The sequence below is a fragment of the Microbacterium aureliae genome (assembly GCF_054780155.1).
The window spans coordinates 432,872-451,161 of the sequence record NZ_BAAGWW010000001.1 but is presented as its reverse complement, the minus strand read 5'-3'; the positions used below and the strand labels follow the sequence as shown (position 1 = coordinate 451,161).

The window sequence follows — 18,290 nt, the reverse complement described above, 5'->3', positions numbered from 1 at the left end:
CATGAACAGCTCCGCCCCGTCCGCGCTCCGCGTCGAAGGCCTCGGCCTGCAGATCGGCGGCGCGACCATCCTGAAGGACGTCGCCCTCGATGTCGCCGCGGGTTCCCTCGTCGGTGTGATCGGACCCAACGGCGCCGGCAAGACGACGCTCTTCAACGTCGTCTCGGGACTGCTGGCGCCCACGTCCGGCCGCGTGCTGATCGACGGCGAGGACGTCACCGAGCACTCCGTGGCGGCGCGGGCGCGGGCGGGGCTGGGCCGCACCTTCCAGACCTCGAGCCTCTTCCCGCGGGTCAGCGTGCTCGAGAACGCGCGCATCGCCGCGCAGGTGGCCCTCGGCGGCTCGGCCTCGCTGCTGCGCTTCCCCCGATCGACGGATGCCGCCACCCGGCGTGCGCGCGAGACGCTCGAGGCGGTCGGGCTCGGCCACAAGGCAGAGGCGCTCGCGGGCGACATCTCGCACGGCGACAAGCGCAAGCTCGAGATCGCCGTGCTGCTGGCCACGGACTCCTCGCTGGTTCTGCTGGACGAGCCGATGGCCGGCGTCGGCTCGGGGGATGTCCCCGGGCTCGTGGCCAACATCCGCGACCTGCAGCGCGAGAAGGGGTGCACGGTCCTCATGGTCGAGCACCACATCGACGTCCTCATGGGGCTCGTCGACAAGGTCGCCGTGATGTACTTCGGCACGATCATCGCCTACGACACCCCGCAGGCCGTGATGGCCGACCCCACCGTGCAGAGCGCGTACCTGGGGACGGCGGCATGAGCGGCGCGCCGATCCTCGAGGTCACGGGACTCGGGTGCTCCATCGCAGGGCAGCAGGTCGTCGAGGAGGTCACCTTCTCGGTGCCGGCCAGCGGCGTCACCGCCGTCCTCGGCCGCAACGGCGTCGGGAAGACCTCGACCCTCCGCGGCATCCTGGGGCTCATCCACCGGCGCGGCGAGGTCCGGCTCGCCGGCGAGCGGATCGACCACCTGTCCACGCACCGGATCGTGCAGCGCGGCGTCGGCTACGTGCCCGAGGACCGCGAGGTCTTCGCCAAGCTGACCGTCGCCGAGAACCTGGCCCTCGCCGAGCGGCAGAAGGAGCCGCGCCGGCAGTTCGTGGCGGACCTCTTCCCGGACCTCGTCGCCCGCAAGGACCAGCCCGCCGGCACGCTCTCGGGCGGGCAGCAGCAGATGGTGTCGGTGGCCCGCGCCCTGCTCAACGACAACCGGCTCCTGCTTGTGGATGAGCCTACGAAGGGGCTCGCCCCGAAGATCGTCGGCGAGGTCGCCGACGCCCTCGCCGAGGCGGCCAGGACCGTCCCCATCCTGCTGGTCGAGCAGAACCTCGACGTCGTGCGCCGGCTCGCCCGGGATGCCGTCGTCATCAGCGGCGGCCGCGTCGTGCACACCGGGCCGGCGGCCGAGATCCTCGACGATCCCGACCTGACCCGGCGGCTGCTGGGGGTCCACGCCGAGACGCCCGCGCCGCACGACGGAAGCGAGACGCGATGAGCACCCTCGTCCTCACCCTCGTCACCGGGGTCGGCCTCGGAGCGCTGTACTTCCTCGTCGCGAGCGGCCTGAGTCTCATCTACGGCCTCATGCACGTGCTGAACTTCGCGCACGGCGCCTTCCTCACCCTGAGCGCCTTCCTGGGCTGGTTCGTCGCGCGATCGCTCGGCGCGGCATCCTGGGGCTCTTTCCTCATCTCGCTGCTGGTCGGAGCCCTCGTCGGGGCGATCTTCGCCACCGCAACCGAGCTCGTCCTCATCCGCCCGCTCTACGAGCGGCACATCGAGCAGGTGCTCGTCACGGTCGGGCTCTCGCTCGCGGCGGTGGCCCTGTTCGAGGGGATGTGGGGGACCGACGCCCTCACGATCGCCGGGCCGCCGTGGCTGACGCAGACCACGAACGTCCTCGGTGCCCGCATCCCGAACAAGTACTGGGTGCTGATCGCCGTCGCCCTCGTGGTGCTCGCGGCCCTGGTGCTGTTCCTCAAGCGCACCCGTTACGGCATGATCATCCGCGCCGGGGTCGAGAACCGCGCCATGGTGACGGCGCTCGGCATCGACGTGCGGCGATCCTTCACCCTCGTCTTCGCGATCGGCGGGGCGGCGGCCGGCATCGGCGGCGTGATGGCGATGCACTACACCAGCTACGTCTCGGCGCACATGGGCGCCACCCTGCTGATCTTCGCCTTCATCGTCACCGTCGTCGGCGGGCTCGGATCCCTCACCGGCGCCGCCATCGCCTCGGTGCTGGTGGCGGTGCTGCAGCAGGTGGCGAACACCTATCTCGGCGGCACGGGGGACTTCATCGTGGTGATCCTGCTCGCGGTCGTGCTGCTGGTGCGCCCGTCCGGACTTCTCGGGAGGAAGGCATGAACCGCGCCGACATCGCCCGCTGGGCGCCGACGGCCGCCGGCGGGGTGCTCGTGGCCTTCATGGCGGTGCTGCCGCTGCTGAACCTGTCACTCCCCGGCATCCTGCCCACCCCGACGTATCAGCCGGGCACCCTCGCACTGCTGTCGCTGTGCATGGTGTTCGCCGCGCTGGCGCTGTCGTACAACCTGCTGCTCGGCTCTGCCGGGATGCTGTCCTTCGGCCACGCGCTGTACTTCGGCGCCGGCGCCTACGGGCTGGGGATCGCCCTCGAGCACTTCGGCGTGCCGATGTGGCCGGGGGTGTTCGTCGCACTCGTCGGCGGGATGCTGATCGCGCTGGTCACCGGGGCGGTGGCGATGCGGGTCTCGGGGATCCCCTTCGCGATGGTGACCCTCGCCTTCGCCCAGGCGGGGTCGGTGCTCGTGCGACGCAATTCCGGGGTGACCGGCGGCGAGGAGGGCCTGAGCCTCGAGACCTCGCAGGTGCCCGCGGAGCTCGTCGGCGTCCTCAACACGCGGAACCTCTACTGGCTGTGCCTGACGGTGCTCGTCGTGGTGTACCTCGTGACGCTGTGGGTCGACTCCTCGCGCCTCGGTCACCTCGCGCGGGCGACCCGTGAGAACGAGCAGCGGGTGCGGGTGCTCGGGCTCAGCCCCTACCGCGTGCGCCTGGTCGTCTTCGTCATCGCCGCGGCGCTGGCGTCGCTGGCCGGGGTGGCCTACATGCTGCTGCAGTCCGGCACCGTGCCACGGGCGGTCTCGGCGGATCTGACGATCACGGTCCTCGTGATGGTCGTCCTCGGTGGCGTCGGCTTCCGCTGGGGTGCCATCGTGGGAGGCGTGCTGTACACCCTGCTCGACCAGCGACTGACGGTGCTCGCGGGATCCGAGGCGATCGCGGCCCTGCCCGACGTCCTGCGCATCCCGCTGTCCGAGCCGCTCTTCCTGCTGGGCGTTCTGTTCATCCTGGTCGTGATGTTCCTGCCCGGCGGCATCGCCGGGACGATCGACGCGTGGCTGCGCCGCCGCAGAGGCGAGCGCACGCGGACGACGCTCCACGCGATGGACGACGCCGAGGCCGAGACCCCCGAGGCCGCGCGCGCATGAGGTGGGAGGACGACGGTCCGGACGACGGCGCGCACACGATCGGCCGGTGGCTCACCGACCGCGCGGCTGTCTCGCCGGCGCGCATCGCCATCGACGACCGGGGCGTGCGGGTGGACTACGCGACGCTGGCCGCGCGCGCGTCGGCGCTGGCCGGCAGGCTGCGGGCGGCGGGCTATGGTCCGGGCGACCGGCTCGCGACCGTCTCGGGCAACTCCACCGATCACGTCGTGGCCTTCTTCGCGTGCGCGCTGGCCGGTGCGGCGTTCGTGCCGCTGTCGTGGCGGCTGACCCCCGCCGAGCTCGGCACCCTGATCGCACGGCTCGGCCCCGCCCTGCTGCTGGTCGAAGAGGACTACGCCGCGCTCGCCCGCGACGCCCTGCGGGCCGCGGGCCGGACGGAGGTGCCGGTGGCGGCCCTCGGGACCGCCGGGATCGAGGCGGACTGCCCGCGCTCGTCCCGGCCCCGCGACCGGCGGCCCGTCCGCGACGACGACCCGCTGCTGGTGATCTTCACCTCGGGCAGCGAGGCCGCCCCCAAGGGCGTCGTCCTCACCCACGCCAACTGCTTCTGGAACAACCTGGCGCTTTCGCAGGCGCTGCCCCTCACCGCCGACGACGTCGTGCTGGCGATGCTGCCGCAGTTCCACGTCGCGGCGTGGAACTGCCAGCCGCTGCTGGCGTGGTGGGCGGGGGCCACCGTGGTCCTCGAGCGCTCGTTCCACCCCGGCCGCGCGCTGCAGCTGATCGCCGACCGGGGCATCACGGCGATGATGGGCGTCCCCACCCAATACGAGCTGCTCACGCGCGAGGCCGGCTGGGATGCCGCGGACCTGTCGTCGCTGCGGATCGCGCTGGTCGGCGGCGCCACGGCCGGCGAGGACACCCGCCGCGCGTGGGCCGGCAGAGGCGTCGCCCTCACGCAGGGCTACGGCCTGACCGAGGCCGGCCCGAACGTGCTCCACCTCGCGCCCGAGGACGGCCGCCGCGCGCCCGGCGCCGTCGGCCGCCCCTATCCGCACGTCACCGTCCGGCTCGCCGACCCCGACACCGGCCTGCCGCTCGAGGGCGAGGCGACGGGCGAGCTGTGGGTGAGGGGACCGAGCGTCTTCGCCGGCTACCTCGACGATCCGATCGCGACCGCCGCAGCGCGGGCGGGCGGGTGGCTGCGCACCGGGGACCTCGCGCACCGGGATGCCGACGGCATCCACACCATCGTCGACCGGCTGAAGGACATCTACATCTCGGGCGGCGAGAACGTCGCGCCCGCCGAGGTCGAGCAGGCCCTGCGCCGTCACCCCCTCATCGCCGAGGCCGCCGTCGTCGGCGTCCCCGATGCGGTGTGGGGGGAGCGCGGTTTCGCCTTCGTCGTGCCGGTGGCCGGCGCCGCCCTCTCGGCCGACGAGGTGACCGCCCACGCCCGCCGCCATCTCGCCGGCTTCAAGGTGCCCACGCGTGTCGCCGTCGTGACGTCGCTGCCGAGGTCCACCATCGACAAGCTCGCCCGCGCACGGCTGCGCGCCCTGGCGACGACGATCATGAGCAAGGAGAGCCATGAGCCTTCCCGCTGACGACGGCGACGAGGCCATCGTCTCGCCGGCCACCGGCCGCCCCCTCACCAAGCGCGGCGAGGCGACCCGTCGCCGCCTGCTCGAGGCGGCCGAAGAGGTCTTCGCCGAGCAGGGGTACCACGAGGCGTCGATCGTGAAGATCACCGAGCGCGCCGGCATCGGACTCGGGACCTTCTACCTGTACTTCGACAGCAAGCAGTCCGTTTTCGAGGCCCTCGTGATCGACCTCAACAGGCGCGTGCGGCACTCGATGTCCGAGGCCATGGCCGGAGCCGCCACGCGGCTCGAGGCGGAGCGCGCCGGATTCGCGGGGTTCTTCCGCTTCACCGCCGAGCACCCGGCGCTGTACCGCGTCGTCCGCGAGGCGGAGTTCGTCTCGCCCGAGGTGCTGCGGCTGCACTACTCCCGCATCGTCGAGGGCTACGAGGCAGGACTGCGCGCCGCGCAGCAGGTCGGCGACGTCGATCCCGACCTCGACGCCGAGGCCACCGCGTGGGCGCTCATGGGCATGGGCGAGCTCATCGGCATGCGCTTCCTGCTGTGGGAGCGCGACGCCCACGGCCGCCCGCCGGCGAGCCTCGACCCCCGGGTCTTCGACTCCCTCGCACGCCTCATCGACAACGCCCTCGCCCCCGGGCAGGCACGACCCCACGACCCTGCAGCTCCGGGAGGACCCGCATGACCGAACGATCCCACGACCTCGCCGGCAGGCGCGCCCTGATAACCGGCGGCGCCAGCGGCATCGGCCTGGCCTGCGCCCACGAGTTCGCCCGGCGTGGCGCGCAGGTGATCGTCGCCGACCTGCAGGCCGAGGCGGCCGAGGCCGCCGCCGCCGACGTCGGCGGCGAGGCGTGGGTGGTGGACCTGTCGGACACGACGGCGCTCGAGAGCGTCGACCTCGACGTCGACATCCTCGTCAACAACGCCGGCATCCAGCGCGTGAGCCCCATCGAGGAGTTCGACCCCGAGACGTTCCGGCTGCTGCTGCGGCTCATGCTGGAGTCGCCGTTCCTGCTCGTGCGGGCGGCGCTGCCGGCGATGTACGCGCGCGGGTGGGGGCGGATCATCAACGTCTCGAGCGCTCACGGGCTGCGCGCCTCGGCGTTCAAATCCGCCTACGTCTCGGCCAAACACGGCCTCGAGGGGCTCTCGAAGGTCACCGCGCTCGAGGGCGGCCCGCGGGGCGTCACGAGCAACTGCATCAACCCCGCCTACGTCCGCACGCCCCTGGTCGAGAAGCAGATCGCCGACCAGGCCCGCATCCACGGCATCCCCGAGAGCGAGGTCGTCGAGAAGATCATGCTCACCGAGACGGCCATCAAGCGGCTCATCGAACCGGATGAGGTCGCCTCGCTCGCCGGCTGGCTGGCCTCGGATGCCGCGGGCATGGTCACCGGCGCCTCGTACACGATGGACGGCGGGTGGACGGCGCGATGAGCGGTCCCGCAGCGCACCGCTACCGCACGACGGACGTGCCCGTCGCCGGCGGAGACCTGCGCGTCGGCATCTGGGAGCCCGAGACCGCGTCGCCCGGCGACCCCGCCGTCCTGCTCGTGCACGGCGTCACCGCCTCGCACCGGGCGTGGCCGTTCGTCGCCGCACGGCTGCCGGGCGTCCGCGTCATCGCCCCCGACCTCCGCGGCCGGGGCCGCAGCAACGGCGTCCAGGGGCCCGCCGGGATGGCCGCGCACGCCGACGACCTCGCCGCCGTGCTCGACGCCCTCGGCGTGGCGCGGGCGCTCGTGGTGGGCCACTCCATGGGCGGGTTCGTCTCGGTGGTCTTCGCCCACCGGCATCGGGACCGCGTCACGCGCCTCGTGCTCGTGGACGGCGGGCTGCCGCTCGACGTCCCCGCGGGACTCGACGCCGACGCGCTGGTCGCCGGGATCCTCGGTCCCACCGCCGCGCGGCTGTCCATGCGCTTCGCCGACCCCGAGGAGTACCGGGCGTTCTGGCAGCGGCATCCGGCCTTCGCCGGGCAGTGGACGTCCGAGCTCGAAGAGTACCTGCGCTACGACCTCGTCGACGCCGGGGACGGCTCGCTTCGGCCCGCGACGAGCTACCGCACTACGGTCGAGGACACGCTGGACATGAACACCGGCGACGCCCTGCCCGCCGCCCTCGACGGGCTGCGGCATCCGACCCGGTTCCTGTCGGTGCCGAGGGGACTGCAGGACGAGCCGCCGGGGCTGTACGCGCCTGCGCATCTGACGCGCATGCTCGCGTCGCATCCCGAGATCCGCCACGAGCGGGTTGACGGGTACAACCACTACACGATCGTGATGTCGGCGGGGGGAGCGGACGTCGTCGCGGCGGCGGTGCGGGAGGAGCTCGCCGCCGCGGCGGCGAGCGTGGGCTGACCCACCGGCGGACTCACCGGGCGGCGGCGATGCGGGTGGTCAGCTGGTGTGCGTGCGCGAGGAGCGTGCGCCCCAGCTCGGCCACCCGCTCGGGCGTGAAGCGGAACTCCACGCCGGTGAGGCTCAGCGCCCACTGCGGGTGGCCTTCGCGCGTGAAGACCGCCGCGCCCATTCCCCAGCTGCCCTCGACGATCAGTCCGGGGTTGAGCGCGTAGCCGCGCTCCTGCGTCTCGCGCAGCCGCGCGCGCAGCCTCGCCTCGCCGTGCGGCCGCCCCCACCGCTGTTCGAGCTCGGGATGCCGGGCGAAGTAGTTGTCCACATCGTGGGGAGGCAGGAAGGCGAGGATGGCGAGCCCCGCCGACGCCACGCCCAGGGGGAAGCGCACCCCCTCTGACAGCACGAACGAGCGGATGGGGAAGCTCCCCTCTTCGCGCAGCAGGCAGACGGTCTCGTCACCGCGGCGCACCGAGAGGAACGCGCTCTCCTCGGTCCGCACCGCCAGGGAGCGGACGATGTCGCGCGCGACGGAGGTCACGTCGTACCGGGATGCCGCGACCGTGCCCATGAGGTACAGCTCGGGCCCCGGCATCCATCTGCCCGTCTCGTCGTCCTGGTCGACGAGACCCTCGGCGCGCAGGGCGGCCAGCAGCCGATGCGCCGTGGGGCGGGTGAGCTCGGCGCGGGCGGCGAGGTCGGCCACCGACGCCCCCTCGTCACCGGCCGTCGTCACCAGCCGCAGCAGGCGCGCCGCGCGCGCGACCGACTGCGTCCCCGGCACCGTTGTCGCGTTCAAGTCCACGATGTGGACACTACGCGCGCGGGGCGCCACATGGCAAACAGCCGCGTGCGCCCGCCGCCCCCCGCGGTCGAGAATCGCCTCAGCGCCCGAGACACATCGGAGTATCGTGCGCCGAGCAGCTTCTCGGCGCGGCGCGGGCCGAGCGAAGGAGCACACGTGATCGACAAGACCTGGGCGACGGCGGCCGAGGCCGTCGCCGACATCCCCGACGGCGCGAGCCTCGCCGTCGGCGGCTTCGGCCTCTCGGGCAACCCCATCGCCCTGATCGAAGCGCTGCTGGCGCAGGGGACCGCGGACCTGAGCGTCGTGAGCAACAACTGCGGCGTGGACGACTGGGGCCTCGGCGTGCTGCTGCGGGCCAAGCGCATCCGCAAGATGACCTCGTCGTACGTCGGCGAGAACAAGGAGTTCGAGCGGCAGTTCCTGTCGGGCGAGCTCGAGCTCGAGCTGACCCCGCAGGGCACGCTCGCCGAGAAGCTGCGCGCCGGCGGCTCGGGGATCGCGGGCTTCTTCACGCAGACGGGCGTGGGCACCCAGGTCGCCGAAGGCGGGCTGCCGCGCCGCTACGCCGCCGACGGCTCGGTCGCCGTCGCGTCGCCCGCCAAGGACGTCCGCACCTTCGACCTCGGCGCGGGGGAGCGCGAGTACGTCCTCGAAGAGGCCATCGTCACCGACTTCGCCCTCGTCCACGCGCTGCGCGGCGATCGCCACGGCAACCTCGTCTTCAACAAGGCGGCCCGCAACTTCAACCCGCTCGCGGCCATGGCCGGGCGCGTGTGCATCGCCCAGGTCGAGGAGCTCGTCGAGCCCGGCGAACTCGACCCCGACAGCATCCACCTGCCCGGCATCTACGTCCACCGCATCGTCGAGGTGGGCACCGACATCGAGAAGCGGGTCGAGCGGCGCACCGTCCAGGCGCCCGTCCAGACCCCGGAAGGAGCCTGACATGGCCCTCACCCGTGCCCAGATGGCCGCGCGCGCCGCGGCCGAGCTCGCCGACGGCGCCTACGTCAACCTCGGTATCGGGCTGCCCACGCTCGTCCCCAACCACGTTCCCGACGGCGTGACGGTGGTGCTGCAGTCCGAGAACGGCATCCTCGGCGTCGGGCCGTACCCGGCTGAGCATGACGTCGACCCCGACCTCATCAACGCGGGCAAAGAGACCGTCACGACGCTCGCCGGCGCGGCGTTCTTCGATTCCGCGCTGAGCTTCGGCATGATCCGCGGCGGCAAGATCGACGCGGCGATCCTCGGCGCCATGCAGGTGTCCGAGCGCGGGGACCTCGCGAACTGGATGATCCCGGGGAAGATGGTGAAGGGCCCCGGCGGCGCGATGGACCTCGTCCACGGGGCTGCGAAGGTCATCGTGCTGATGGAGCATGTCGCCAAGGACGGCTCGGCCAAGATCGTCCGCGAGTGCTCGCTGCCCCTCACCGGCAAGGGCGTGGTCGACCGCATCATCACCGACCTCGCCGTCATCGACGTCACCGCCGACGGCCTCGTCCTGGTCGAGGTCGCCGACGGCGTCACGGTCGACGAGGTGATCGCCGCGACCGAGCCCGACCTGCGAGTGGCCGACGCGCTGCGCGCCGACGAGCTTAGGGTGGTGTCATGAACCACGACGACGTCGTCATCGTCGCCGCCGCCCGCACCGCGCAGGGCCGGTTGAAGGGCCAGCTCTCGGCCCTCACCGCCGTGCAGCTCGGGTCAGCCGCGATCCGCGGAGCCCTCGAGCGCGGCGGCATCCCCGCCGACGCCGTCGACGCGGTGCTCGTGGGCCAGGTCCTCGCCGCGGGGGCGGGGCAGAACCCCGCCCGCCAGGCCGCCGTGGGCGCCGGCATCGGCTGGGACGTGCACGCGGCATCCGTCAACAAGGTGTGCCTGTCGGGACTAACCGCCGTCATCGACGCCGCCCGCATGCTGCGCCTCGGCGACGCGACCGTCGTTGTCGCGGCCGGCATGGAGTCGATGACGCGTGCGCCGCACCTGCTCATGGGGTCGCGCGAGGGCTGGACATACGGCTCGGTCGAGGTGCTGGACCACATGGCCTACGACGGCCTCACCGACGCCTACGACGCCGAGAGCATGGGCGCATCGACCGAGCGGCACAACGAGCGACTGGGCGTGACCCGGCAGGTGCAGGACGAGGTCGCCGAACGCTCGCACCAGCGCGCCGCCGCGGCGCAGCAGGCGGGCGTCTTCGACGCCGAGATCGTGCCCGTCGAGATCCCGCAGCGCAAGGGCGACGCGGTCGTGGTCACGCGCGACGAGGGCGTCCGGCCGGACACCACCGTCGACACCCTCGCGGGGCTCCGGCCTGCCTTCGCCAAGGGCGGGTCCATCACGGCCGGCAACTCTTCGCAGATCTCGGACGGCGCCTCGGCGGTGGTGCTCACCACCCGCTCCCACGCCGACGAGCGCGGCTGGGACGTGCTGGCCGTCGTCGGCGCCGCCGGTCAGGTCGCCGGTCCCGACAACTCGCTGCACGCGCAGCCGGCGCGGGCCATCGAGCAGGCGTGCCGGCGTCAGGGGATCGCGCCAGCCGACCTCGACGTCGTCGAGATCAACGAGGCGTTCGGCGCGGTCGTCGCACGGTCGCAGGCCGAGCTGGGCCTGGATGACGACGTGGTCAACCCGCACGGCGGAGGCATTGCGATCGGGCACCCCATCGGGGCCTCGGGCAACCGTCTCGTCGTCCACGCCGTCCACGAACTCGTCCGGCGGGGTACGGGCACCGCCGCGGTCGCCCTGTGCGGCGGCGGCGGGCAGGGCGACGCCCTCATCCTCACCCGGTGACACCGGGGCGGACGTGGCGATGACGGGCAGGGCGACGCGCACCACGCGCGTCGTCCTGCTCGTCGTCGCGACGGCCCTCGCGGCCACCGGCTGCGATGCGGCGCCCGCGGCGCCCTCGGCGAGCCCGGATCCCCCCGTCGCCGCCACCCCGCCGTCCGCGGAGCCCGGGCTGCCCACCGAGCCGGCCGACGTCGTGACGGGCCTCGACGCCCCGTGGTCCATCGCGGTGGTGGGCGACTCGGCGCTCGTCTCGGAGCGCGACACCGGCCGCATCCTCGAGCTCCTGCCCGGTGGCGAGCCGCGCGAGGTCGCCGTCGTCGACGACGTCGTCCACGGCGGCGAGGGCGGGCTCCTCGGCCTCGCGGTGTCGCCAGACGGTGCGGCGGTGTACGTCTACTCCAGCGTCGCGGAGGGGAACCGCGTCCGGCGCTACGTGCTCGGCGGCGAGCCCGGCGCGCTCACTCTGTCCGACCCGCTCACCGTGATCGACGGCATCCCCCGGGCGTCGACCCACAACGGCGGCCGCCTCGCCTTCGGCCCCGACGGCATGCTGTACGTCACGACGGGGGATGCCGGGAGCCCCGCCGCCGCGCAGGACCCGGGTTCGCTGGCGGGCAAGATCCTGCGGCTCACGCCCGCGGGCGGCATCCCCGAGGACAACCCGTTCCCGGACTCACCGGTGTACAGCCTCGGACACCGCAATGTGCAGGGTGTCGCGTGGGCGGCCGACGGGCGGATGTTCGCCAGCGAGTTCGGCCAGGACCGGCTCGACGAGCTCAACGTCATCGTCGCCGGCGGCAACTACGGCTGGCCCGAGGTGGAGGGCTCCGGCGGCGGCGAGGGGTTCATCGACCCGGTGCAGGAGTGGGCGACCGACACCGCGAGCCCCTCGGGGATCGCGGTCCTCGGCGACACGCTGTACATCGCGAATCTGCGCGGGCGCGTGCTGCGGGCGGTCGACGTGGACGACCCGGGGGTCGCGGCCGACCACCTCGCGGGCGAGCTCGGCCGGCTCCGCGATGTCGCCGCGGCGCCGGACGGCGCGCTGTGGATCCTGACGGGGAACACCGACGGCCGCGGGGACCCCGCCGAGGGGGACGACCGGATCGTCGCGGTCGACCCGGCGGTGCTGCCGCCGGGCTGACTCAGCGCTTCTTCTTGAGGCGCTTCTGGACGAGCTCCGACTCCTTGCCGTGGGCGGCGGAGTCGCCGGGCATGATCTCGCCGCGGGCCGCCCGGCGGGCATCGATGATCGCGCCGATCGCGAGCGCGAGGGTGATGCCCCAGCTCAGCCAGGCCAGCGCCGTGCGCCACGTGAACTCGCCGCTGCGCAGACCCCGGAACAGCGTCACTCCGCTCGTGATCGCGGTGAACAGGCCGGTGCGGAAGACGTACGTGCGCATGCCCCCAACGCTATCGAACCGTCGATGTCAACCGCCGGGGCCTTGACAGGCGCGCTGTTAGCCTGGCAAAACACCACACCCAGGAGGCCTTGTGACCCAGGCAGACTTCGTCGTCGTCGCCAATCGACTGCCCGTCGACCACGTGAGCGGCGGTACCGGCGAGGACGCCTGGCGGCGCTCCCCAGGGGGTCTGGTGACCGCGCTGGAGCCGGTCATGCGCGACGCCGACGGCGCGTGGGTCGGGTGGGCCGGGCGCGCCGACCTGGACGTCGAGCCGTTCGACTTCGACGGCACGCACCTGGTGCCGGTGACGCTGACGGCCGAAGAGGTCGAGAACTACTACGAGGGCTTCTCGAACGACACCATCTGGCCGCTCTATCACGATGTCATCGCCGCGCCGCGGTACCGCCGCGTGTGGTGGGAGTCGTACGTCCGGGTCAACCGGCGGTTCGCCGAGGCGGCGGCCGAGGCGGCGGCCGAGGGCGGCACGGTGTGGGTCCAGGACTATCAGCTGCAGCTCGTCCCGCAGATGCTGCGGGATCTGCGGCCCGATCTGACCATCGGCTACTTCCACCACATTCCGTTCCCCGCATACGGCCTGTACTCGCAGCTGCCGTGGCGCCGGCAGGTGCTGGACGGACTTCTCGGCGCAGACGTGATCGGCTTCCAGCGGGTGGCGGACGCCGGCAACTTCGCGCGGGCGGTCCGGCGCGTGCACCACTACACCACCAAGGCCAGCGGCATCACCGTGCCGCATGAGGACGGTACGCAGCGGATCGTCCTGGCCCGCGCCTTCCCGATCTCCATCGACGCGGCCAGCTACGTCGAGCTCGCCGGCCGGCCCGAGATCCGTGCCCGCGCCGCCGAGATCCGCGAGAGTCTGGGCAATCCCAAGAAGATCCTGCTCGGGGTCGACCGGCTGGACTACACCAAGGGCATCCGCCACCGCATGAAGGCGTTCGGCGAGCTGCTCGAGGACGGCCGCGTGAACGTCGGCGACGTCACGCTGGTCCAGGTGGCCAGTCCCAGTCGCGAGCGCGTGGAGTCCTACATGCACCTGCGGGACGAGATCGAGCTGACCGTCGGCCGCATCAACGGGCAGTTCGACACCATGGACCACACCGCGATCCGCTACCTCCACCAGTCCTATCCGCGCGAAGAGATGGTGGCGCTGTTCCTCGCGGCCGACGTGATGCTGGTCACCGCGCTCCGTGACGGCATGAACCTGGTCGCCAAGGAGTACGTCGCCACCCGCACCGACAACCGCGGCGTCCTCGTGCTGAGCGAATTCGCGGGCGCGGCCGACGAGCTCGCCAGTGCGGTGCGGATCAATCCGCACGACATCGGGGGAGTGAAGGACGCCATTGTCCGTGCGATCGAGATGCCCGCGGCGGAGCAGGGCCGACGCATGCGGGCCCTGCGCCGCAAGGTGCTCGAGAACGACGTGGCGCGGTGGTCGCAGAGCTTCCTCGACGCCCTCGAACGGGCCCGGCAGGCCAAGGCTCCCGTCCAGCGGACGTTCGCATGAGCGGCGCGAGCACGTCCGGGTGGGGCGCGGCGCTGTCGCGGCTCGCCGCCGCCGACCGGCTGCTGGTCGCGCTGGACTTCGACGGCACGCTCTCGCCGCTCGAGGACGAGCCGATGGACGCCCGCATGCTGCCGGCGGCCCGCGAGGCGGTCGAGGCGCTCACGGCGGTCGACGGCACCGTCGTCGCGCTGGTCTCGGGCCGGAGCCTGCACGATCTGCGCGAAATCGCCGAGCACGACGACGACTCGCCCGTGCATCTGGCCGGATCCCACGGCGCCGAGGTGTGGGTGCCGGGGGAGGGGCCGCTCACGGTCGACGACGACCCCGCCGACGTCGCCCAGCGCGACCGGCTGCGCTCCCATGCCGAAGCGGCGACGGCGGACATGGCCGGGATCTGGATCGAGCCGAAGTCCTTCGGGTTCGGCGTCCACACGCGGCGGGCGGATGCCGGGACCGCGCAGGCCGCCTACGACGCCGTCGACCGGATCGTCTCGGCCGAGGCGCCGCACTGGCGTCGCCGCACGGGGCACAACATCGTCGAGTACGCCTTCCGCCACGAGGGCAAGGACGGCGCGGTGGCGCAGCTGCGCGACCTGGTCGGCGCGGACGCGGTGCTCTTCGCCGGCGACGACGTCACCGACGAGGACGCGCTGCGCAGCCTCGGCGACGGCGACGTCGGCGTGCATGTGGGCGACCGCGAGACCGCGGCATCCGTCATCGTGGCCGACATCCCCGCCTTCGCCGACCTGCTCATGACACTCGCGCGTGAGCGCGCGCGCCGACGGGAATAGACTTCGAGAATGCCCCAGCCGGATAACTCCATCGACATCAAACCGCGCAGTCGGGTCATCACCGACGGCATCGAGGCCACCACGTCGCGAGGCATGCTCCGCGGCGTCGGGATGGGCGACGACGACTGGGACAAGCCGCAGATCGGCATCGCCTCGAGCTGGAACGAGATCACGCCCTGCAACCTGAGCCTGGACCGGCTCGCGCAGGGCGCGAAGGAGGGCGTGCACTCCGGCGGCGGCTACCCGCTGCAGTTCGGCACGATCTCGGTCTCGGACGGCATCTCGATGGGGCACGAGGGGATGCACTTCTCGCTCGTGTCGCGCGAGGTCATCGCCGACTCCGTCGAGACGGTCGTCATGGCCGAGCGCCTGGACGGGACCGTGCTGCTGGCCGGCTGCGACAAGTCGATCCCCGGGATGCTGATGGCCTCGGCGCGCCTCGACCTGTCGAGCGTCTTCCTCTACGCCGGGTCGATCGCGCCCGGCTGGGTCAAGCTCAGCGACGGCACCAGCAAGGAGATCACCATCGTGGACTCCTTCGAGGGAGTCGGAGCGTGCCTCGCGGGACGCATGAGCGAGGCGGACCTCAAGCGCATCGAATGCGCCTTCGCGCCCGGCGAGGGAGCCTGCGGCGGCATGTACACCGCCAACACGATGGCCTCGGTGGCCGAGGCGCTCGGCCTCAGCCTTCCCGGCTCCGCCGCGCCGCCGTCGGCCGATCGTCGCCGCGACTACTTCGCCCACCGCTCGGGCGAGGCCGTGATCAACCTGCTGCGCCAGGGGATCACCACGCGCGACATCCTCACACCCGAGGCGTTCGAGAACGCCATCGCCCTGGCGATGGCCCTCGGCGGCTCGACCAACGTCGTCCTGCACCTGCTGGCCATCGCGCGCGAGGCCGACGTCGAGCTGAACCTGCACGACTTCAACCGCATCGGCGACAAGGTCCCGCACGTGGCCGACATGAAGCCGTTCGGCAAGTACGTCATGAACGACGTCGACCGGCACGGCGGCATCCCCGTCATCATGAAGGCGATGCTCGACGAGGGCCTGCTGCACGGCGACGCGCTCACGGTCACCGGCAAGACCCTCGCCGAGAACCTGCGCGACCTCGACCCGGACCCGGTGGACGGCGACGTCATCCACCGCTTCGACGACCCCATCCACGCCACCGGTGGGATCACGATCCTGCACGGCTCGATCGCACCCGAGGGTGCCGTGGTCAAGACCGCGGGCTTCGACGCCGCCGTCTTCGAGGGCCCCGCCCGCGTGTTCGAGCGCGAGCGCGCCGCGATGGACGCGCTCGAGGCCGGCGAGATCACCGCCGGCGACGTCGTGGTCATCCGCTACGAGGGCCCGAAGGGTGGTCCCGGCATGCGCGAGATGCTGGCCATCACGGCCGCCATCAAGGGCGCGGGCCTCGGAAAAGATGTACTACTCTTGACGGACGGTCGATTCTCAGGCGGCACAACCGGACTGTGCATCGGCCACATAGCACCCGAAGCGGTGGACGCAGGTCCCATCGCCTTCGTGCGCGATGGTGATCTGATACGGGTCGATATCGCGGCTCGCTCTCTCGACCTACTCGTCGACGAGGCAGAGCTGAGCTCCCGCCGGGACGGCTGGGAGCCCCTTCCCCCGCGCTATACCCGTGGCGTCCTTGCCAAGTACTCCCGTCTCGTGCGCTCTGCAGCCCAGGGCGCGGTGACGGGCTGACGGCACTTCGACACAGCCCCTCCCACTCCACGAGGATCCACACCATGCCCGCCGAAACCGCCACGGCCGTTCCCCGGCCTCCCGCCCGCACCGCTTCGACGCCCGTGCTCACGGGTGCGCAGGCGGTCGTCCGCTCCCTCGAGCTGCTGGGGGTGACCGACGTGTTCGGTCTTCCCGGCGGTGCGATCCTGCCGGTCTACGACCCGCTGATGGACACCTCCGAGATCCGTCACATCCTGGTCCGCCACGAGCAGGGCGCCGGTCACGCCGCCGAGGGCTACGCCGCGGCATCCGGGCGGACCGGCGTCGCGATCGCGACGTCCGGGCCCGGCGCGACCAACCTCGTCACCGCCATCGCCGACGCCTACATGGACTCGGTGCCGGTGGTGTGCATCACCGGCCAGGTGTTCTCGAACCTCATGGGCACCGACGCCTTCCAGGAGGCGGACATCGTCGGCATCACGATGCCGATCACCAAGCACTCGTTCCTGGTGAAGAGGGCCGAGGACATCCCCGGCGCCATCAAGGCCGCCTTCGAGGTCGCCTCGACCGGCCGCCCGGGTCCCGTGCTGGTGGACATCACCAAGGACGCCCAGCAGGCCGAGGCCCCGTTCGTCTGGCCGCCGAAGGTCGACCTGCCCGGCTACCGCCCGGTCACCAAGGCCCACGGCAAGCAGATCCTCGCGGCAGCGCAGATGCTGCGCGACGCGAAGAAGCCCGTGCTGTACGTCGGCGGCGGTGTCATCCGCGCCCGCGCGTCGGCGGAGCTGCTGACCCTCGCCGAGACCACGGGCGCGCCCGTCGTGACGACCCTCATGGCGCGGGGGGCCTTCCCCGACTCCCACCCGCAGCATCTCGGGATGCCGGGGATGCACGGGACGGTGCCGGCGGTCCTCGCGCTGCAGGAGGCCGACCTGATCGTCGCGCTCGGCGCCCGGTTCGACGACCGCGTCACCGGCAAGGCGGCGCTGTTCGCTCCGCACGCCCAGGTGGTGCACGTCGACATCGACCCGGCCGAGATCTCGAAGATCCGCACCGCGGACGTGCCGATCGTGGGCGACGTGCGCGACGTGCTGGTGGACCTCGACGTGGCCTACCGCGGCGTCGCCGAGGGCGCCGCGGCGGACACCGCCGAGTGGTGGTCCTACCTCGACGGCCTGCGGACCGAGTTCCCGCTGGGGTACGCCCCGACCAGCGACGGTCTCATGTCGCCGCAGTACGTCATCAGCCGCATCGGCGAGCTCACCGGTCCCGAGGGCGTGTACGCCGCGGGCGTCGGCCAGCACCAGATGTGGGCGGCGCAGTTCATCAAGTACGAGCGCCCCAACGCGTGGCTGAACTCCGGCGGCGCGGGCACGATGGGCTACTCTGTGCCGGCGGCGATGGGCGCCAAGGTCGCCGAGCCGCACCGCGACGTGTGGGCGATCGACGGCGACGGCTGCTTCCAGATGACCAATCAGGAGCTCGCCACCTGCGCGATCAACAACATCCCGATCAAGGTCGCGATCATCAACAACTCCTCGCTCGGCATGGTGCGCCAGTGGCAGACGCTGTTCTACGACGGCCGCTACTCGCACACCGACCTCAACACCGGGCACGACACCATCCGCATCCCCGATTTCGTCAAGCTCGCCGAGGCCTACGGGTGCCTGGCGCTGCGCGTCGAGAAGGAAGAGGACGTGGATGCCGCGATCAAGACCGCCCTCGAGACGAACGACCGCCCCGTGGTGATCGACTTCGTCGTCAGCGCCGACGCCATGGTGTGGCCGATGGTGCCCCAGGGGGTCAGCAACAGCTACGTCCAGTACGCCCGCGACCACTCGCCGGCCTTCGACGAGCAGGAGGACTGAG

General features: G+C 72.2%; 18 protein-coding genes. 16 read left to right on the top strand and 2 right to left on the bottom strand.

Annotation, left to right across the window (positions count from 1 at the left end):
• Nucleotide 1: 1 nt before the first annotated feature.
• Genes ACYVF4_RS02220 through ACYVF4_RS02185 form a run of 8 tightly spaced genes read left to right on the top strand, consistent with a single transcriptional unit; the run spans nucleotide 2 to nucleotide 7,406 of the window.
• Nucleotides 2–766, top strand: a complete 765-nt coding sequence (locus ACYVF4_RS02220) for an ABC transporter ATP-binding protein (RefSeq protein ID WP_460719308.1) — start codon at nucleotides 2–4, stop codon at nucleotides 764–766.
• Entirely contained in the window at nucleotides 763–1,500 is a 738-nt protein-coding gene (locus ACYVF4_RS02215; protein WP_460719306.1) for an ABC transporter ATP-binding protein, read from the top strand. The genes ACYVF4_RS02220 and ACYVF4_RS02215 overlap by 4 nt, the downstream gene beginning before the upstream one ends.
• On the top strand, nucleotides 1,497–2,372 hold the full coding sequence (locus ACYVF4_RS02210) for a branched-chain amino acid ABC transporter permease (RefSeq protein WP_460719304.1): 876 nt from the start codon (nucleotides 1,497–1,499) through the stop codon (nucleotides 2,370–2,372). The genes ACYVF4_RS02215 and ACYVF4_RS02210 overlap by 4 nt, the downstream gene beginning before the upstream one ends.
• Nucleotides 2,369–3,478, top strand: a complete 1,110-nt coding sequence (locus tag ACYVF4_RS02205) for a branched-chain amino acid ABC transporter permease (protein ID WP_460719302.1) — start codon at nucleotides 2,369–2,371, stop codon at nucleotides 3,476–3,478. Before ACYVF4_RS02210 ends, ACYVF4_RS02205 begins: the two co-directional genes overlap by 4 nt.
• Nucleotides 3,475–5,046: a class I adenylate-forming enzyme family protein gene (locus ACYVF4_RS02200; protein ID WP_460719300.1), complete on the top strand. Its 1,572-nt coding sequence runs from the start codon at nucleotides 3,475–3,477 to the stop codon at nucleotides 5,044–5,046. The genes ACYVF4_RS02205 and ACYVF4_RS02200 overlap by 4 nt, the downstream gene beginning before the upstream one ends.
• A complete protein-coding gene (locus tag ACYVF4_RS02195) occupies nucleotides 5,030–5,728 on the top strand; it encodes a TetR/AcrR family transcriptional regulator (RefSeq protein WP_460719298.1) in 699 nt (232 codons plus the stop codon). The genes ACYVF4_RS02200 and ACYVF4_RS02195 overlap by 17 nt, the downstream gene beginning before the upstream one ends.
• Nucleotides 5,725–6,483 (top strand): 3-hydroxybutyrate dehydrogenase, encoded by a 759-nt coding sequence (locus ACYVF4_RS02190; protein ID WP_460719296.1) that lies wholly within the window; start codon nucleotides 5,725–5,727, stop codon nucleotides 6,481–6,483. The genes ACYVF4_RS02195 and ACYVF4_RS02190 overlap by 4 nt, the downstream gene beginning before the upstream one ends.
• Nucleotides 6,480–7,406, top strand: a complete 927-nt coding sequence (locus tag ACYVF4_RS02185) for an alpha/beta fold hydrolase (protein WP_460719294.1) — start codon at nucleotides 6,480–6,482, stop codon at nucleotides 7,404–7,406. Before ACYVF4_RS02190 ends, ACYVF4_RS02185 begins: the two co-directional genes overlap by 4 nt.
• 13 nt (nucleotides 7,407–7,419) lie before the next feature.
• On the opposite strand, the gene ACYVF4_RS02180 is transcribed toward ACYVF4_RS02185, so the two are convergent.
• A complete protein-coding gene (locus tag ACYVF4_RS02180; RefSeq protein WP_460719292.1) occupies nucleotides 7,420–8,205 on the bottom strand; it encodes an IclR family transcriptional regulator in 786 nt (261 codons plus the stop codon).
• A 156-nt stretch (nucleotides 8,206–8,361) separates the two neighbouring features.
• Between ACYVF4_RS02180 and ACYVF4_RS02175 the strand changes: the two genes are divergently transcribed.
• From ACYVF4_RS02175 to ACYVF4_RS02160, 4 genes are read left to right on the top strand one after another with little or no spacing between them, the layout of a single operon-like run.
• The gene (locus ACYVF4_RS02175; protein WP_460719290.1) at nucleotides 8,362–9,150 is read left to right on the top strand and encodes a CoA transferase subunit A; all 789 of its coding nucleotides are present in this window, start codon (nucleotides 8,362–8,364) and stop codon (nucleotides 9,148–9,150) included.
• Nucleotide 9,151: 1 nt separating this feature from the next.
• Nucleotides 9,152–9,820, top strand: a complete 669-nt coding sequence (locus ACYVF4_RS02170; RefSeq protein WP_460719288.1) for a 3-oxoacid CoA-transferase subunit B — start codon at nucleotides 9,152–9,154, stop codon at nucleotides 9,818–9,820.
• Nucleotides 9,817–11,001 (top strand): acetyl-CoA C-acetyltransferase, encoded by a 1,185-nt coding sequence (locus ACYVF4_RS02165; RefSeq protein ID WP_460719286.1) that lies wholly within the window; start codon nucleotides 9,817–9,819, stop codon nucleotides 10,999–11,001. Before ACYVF4_RS02170 ends, ACYVF4_RS02165 begins: the two co-directional genes overlap by 4 nt.
• Before the next feature lie 19 nt (nucleotides 11,002–11,020).
• Nucleotides 11,021–12,145 (top strand): PQQ-dependent sugar dehydrogenase, encoded by a 1,125-nt coding sequence (locus tag ACYVF4_RS02160; RefSeq protein ID WP_460719284.1) that lies wholly within the window; start codon nucleotides 11,021–11,023, stop codon nucleotides 12,143–12,145.
• 1 nt (nucleotide 12,146) lies between these two features.
• Here the strand turns inward: ACYVF4_RS02160 and ACYVF4_RS02155 are convergent, their stop codons facing one another.
• On the bottom strand, nucleotides 12,147–12,404 hold the full coding sequence (locus tag ACYVF4_RS02155; protein WP_460719282.1) for a hypothetical protein: 258 nt from the start codon (nucleotides 12,402–12,404) through the stop codon (nucleotides 12,147–12,149).
• Nucleotides 12,405–12,495: 91 nt separating this feature from the next.
• Here ACYVF4_RS02155 and ACYVF4_RS02150 point away from each other — a divergent pair, with 91 nt between their 5' ends.
• The 4 genes from ACYVF4_RS02150 to ACYVF4_RS02135 are packed head-to-tail and all read left to right on the top strand — an operon-like array spanning nucleotide 12,496 to nucleotide 18,289.
• The gene (locus tag ACYVF4_RS02150) at nucleotides 12,496–13,932 is read left to right on the top strand and encodes an alpha,alpha-trehalose-phosphate synthase (UDP-forming) (RefSeq protein WP_460719280.1); all 1,437 of its coding nucleotides are present in this window, start codon (nucleotides 12,496–12,498) and stop codon (nucleotides 13,930–13,932) included.
• Nucleotides 13,929–14,723 carry a trehalose-phosphatase gene (gene otsB, locus ACYVF4_RS02145; protein ID WP_460719278.1) on the top strand — a complete coding sequence of 265 codons (795 nt, stop codon included), beginning with the start codon at nucleotides 13,929–13,931 and terminating at the stop codon, nucleotides 14,721–14,723. The genes ACYVF4_RS02150 and otsB overlap by 4 nt, the downstream gene beginning before the upstream one ends.
• A 9-nt stretch (nucleotides 14,724–14,732) precedes the next feature.
• Nucleotides 14,733–16,439: a dihydroxy-acid dehydratase gene (ilvD, locus tag ACYVF4_RS02140; protein WP_460719276.1), complete on the top strand. Its 1,707-nt coding sequence runs from the start codon at nucleotides 14,733–14,735 to the stop codon at nucleotides 16,437–16,439.
• A gap of 44 nt (nucleotides 16,440–16,483) precedes the next feature.
• Nucleotides 16,484–18,289, top strand: a complete 1,806-nt coding sequence (locus tag ACYVF4_RS02135) for an acetolactate synthase large subunit (RefSeq protein WP_460719274.1) — start codon at nucleotides 16,484–16,486, stop codon at nucleotides 18,287–18,289.
• The last annotated feature ends 1 nt before the right edge of the window (nucleotide 18,290 follow it).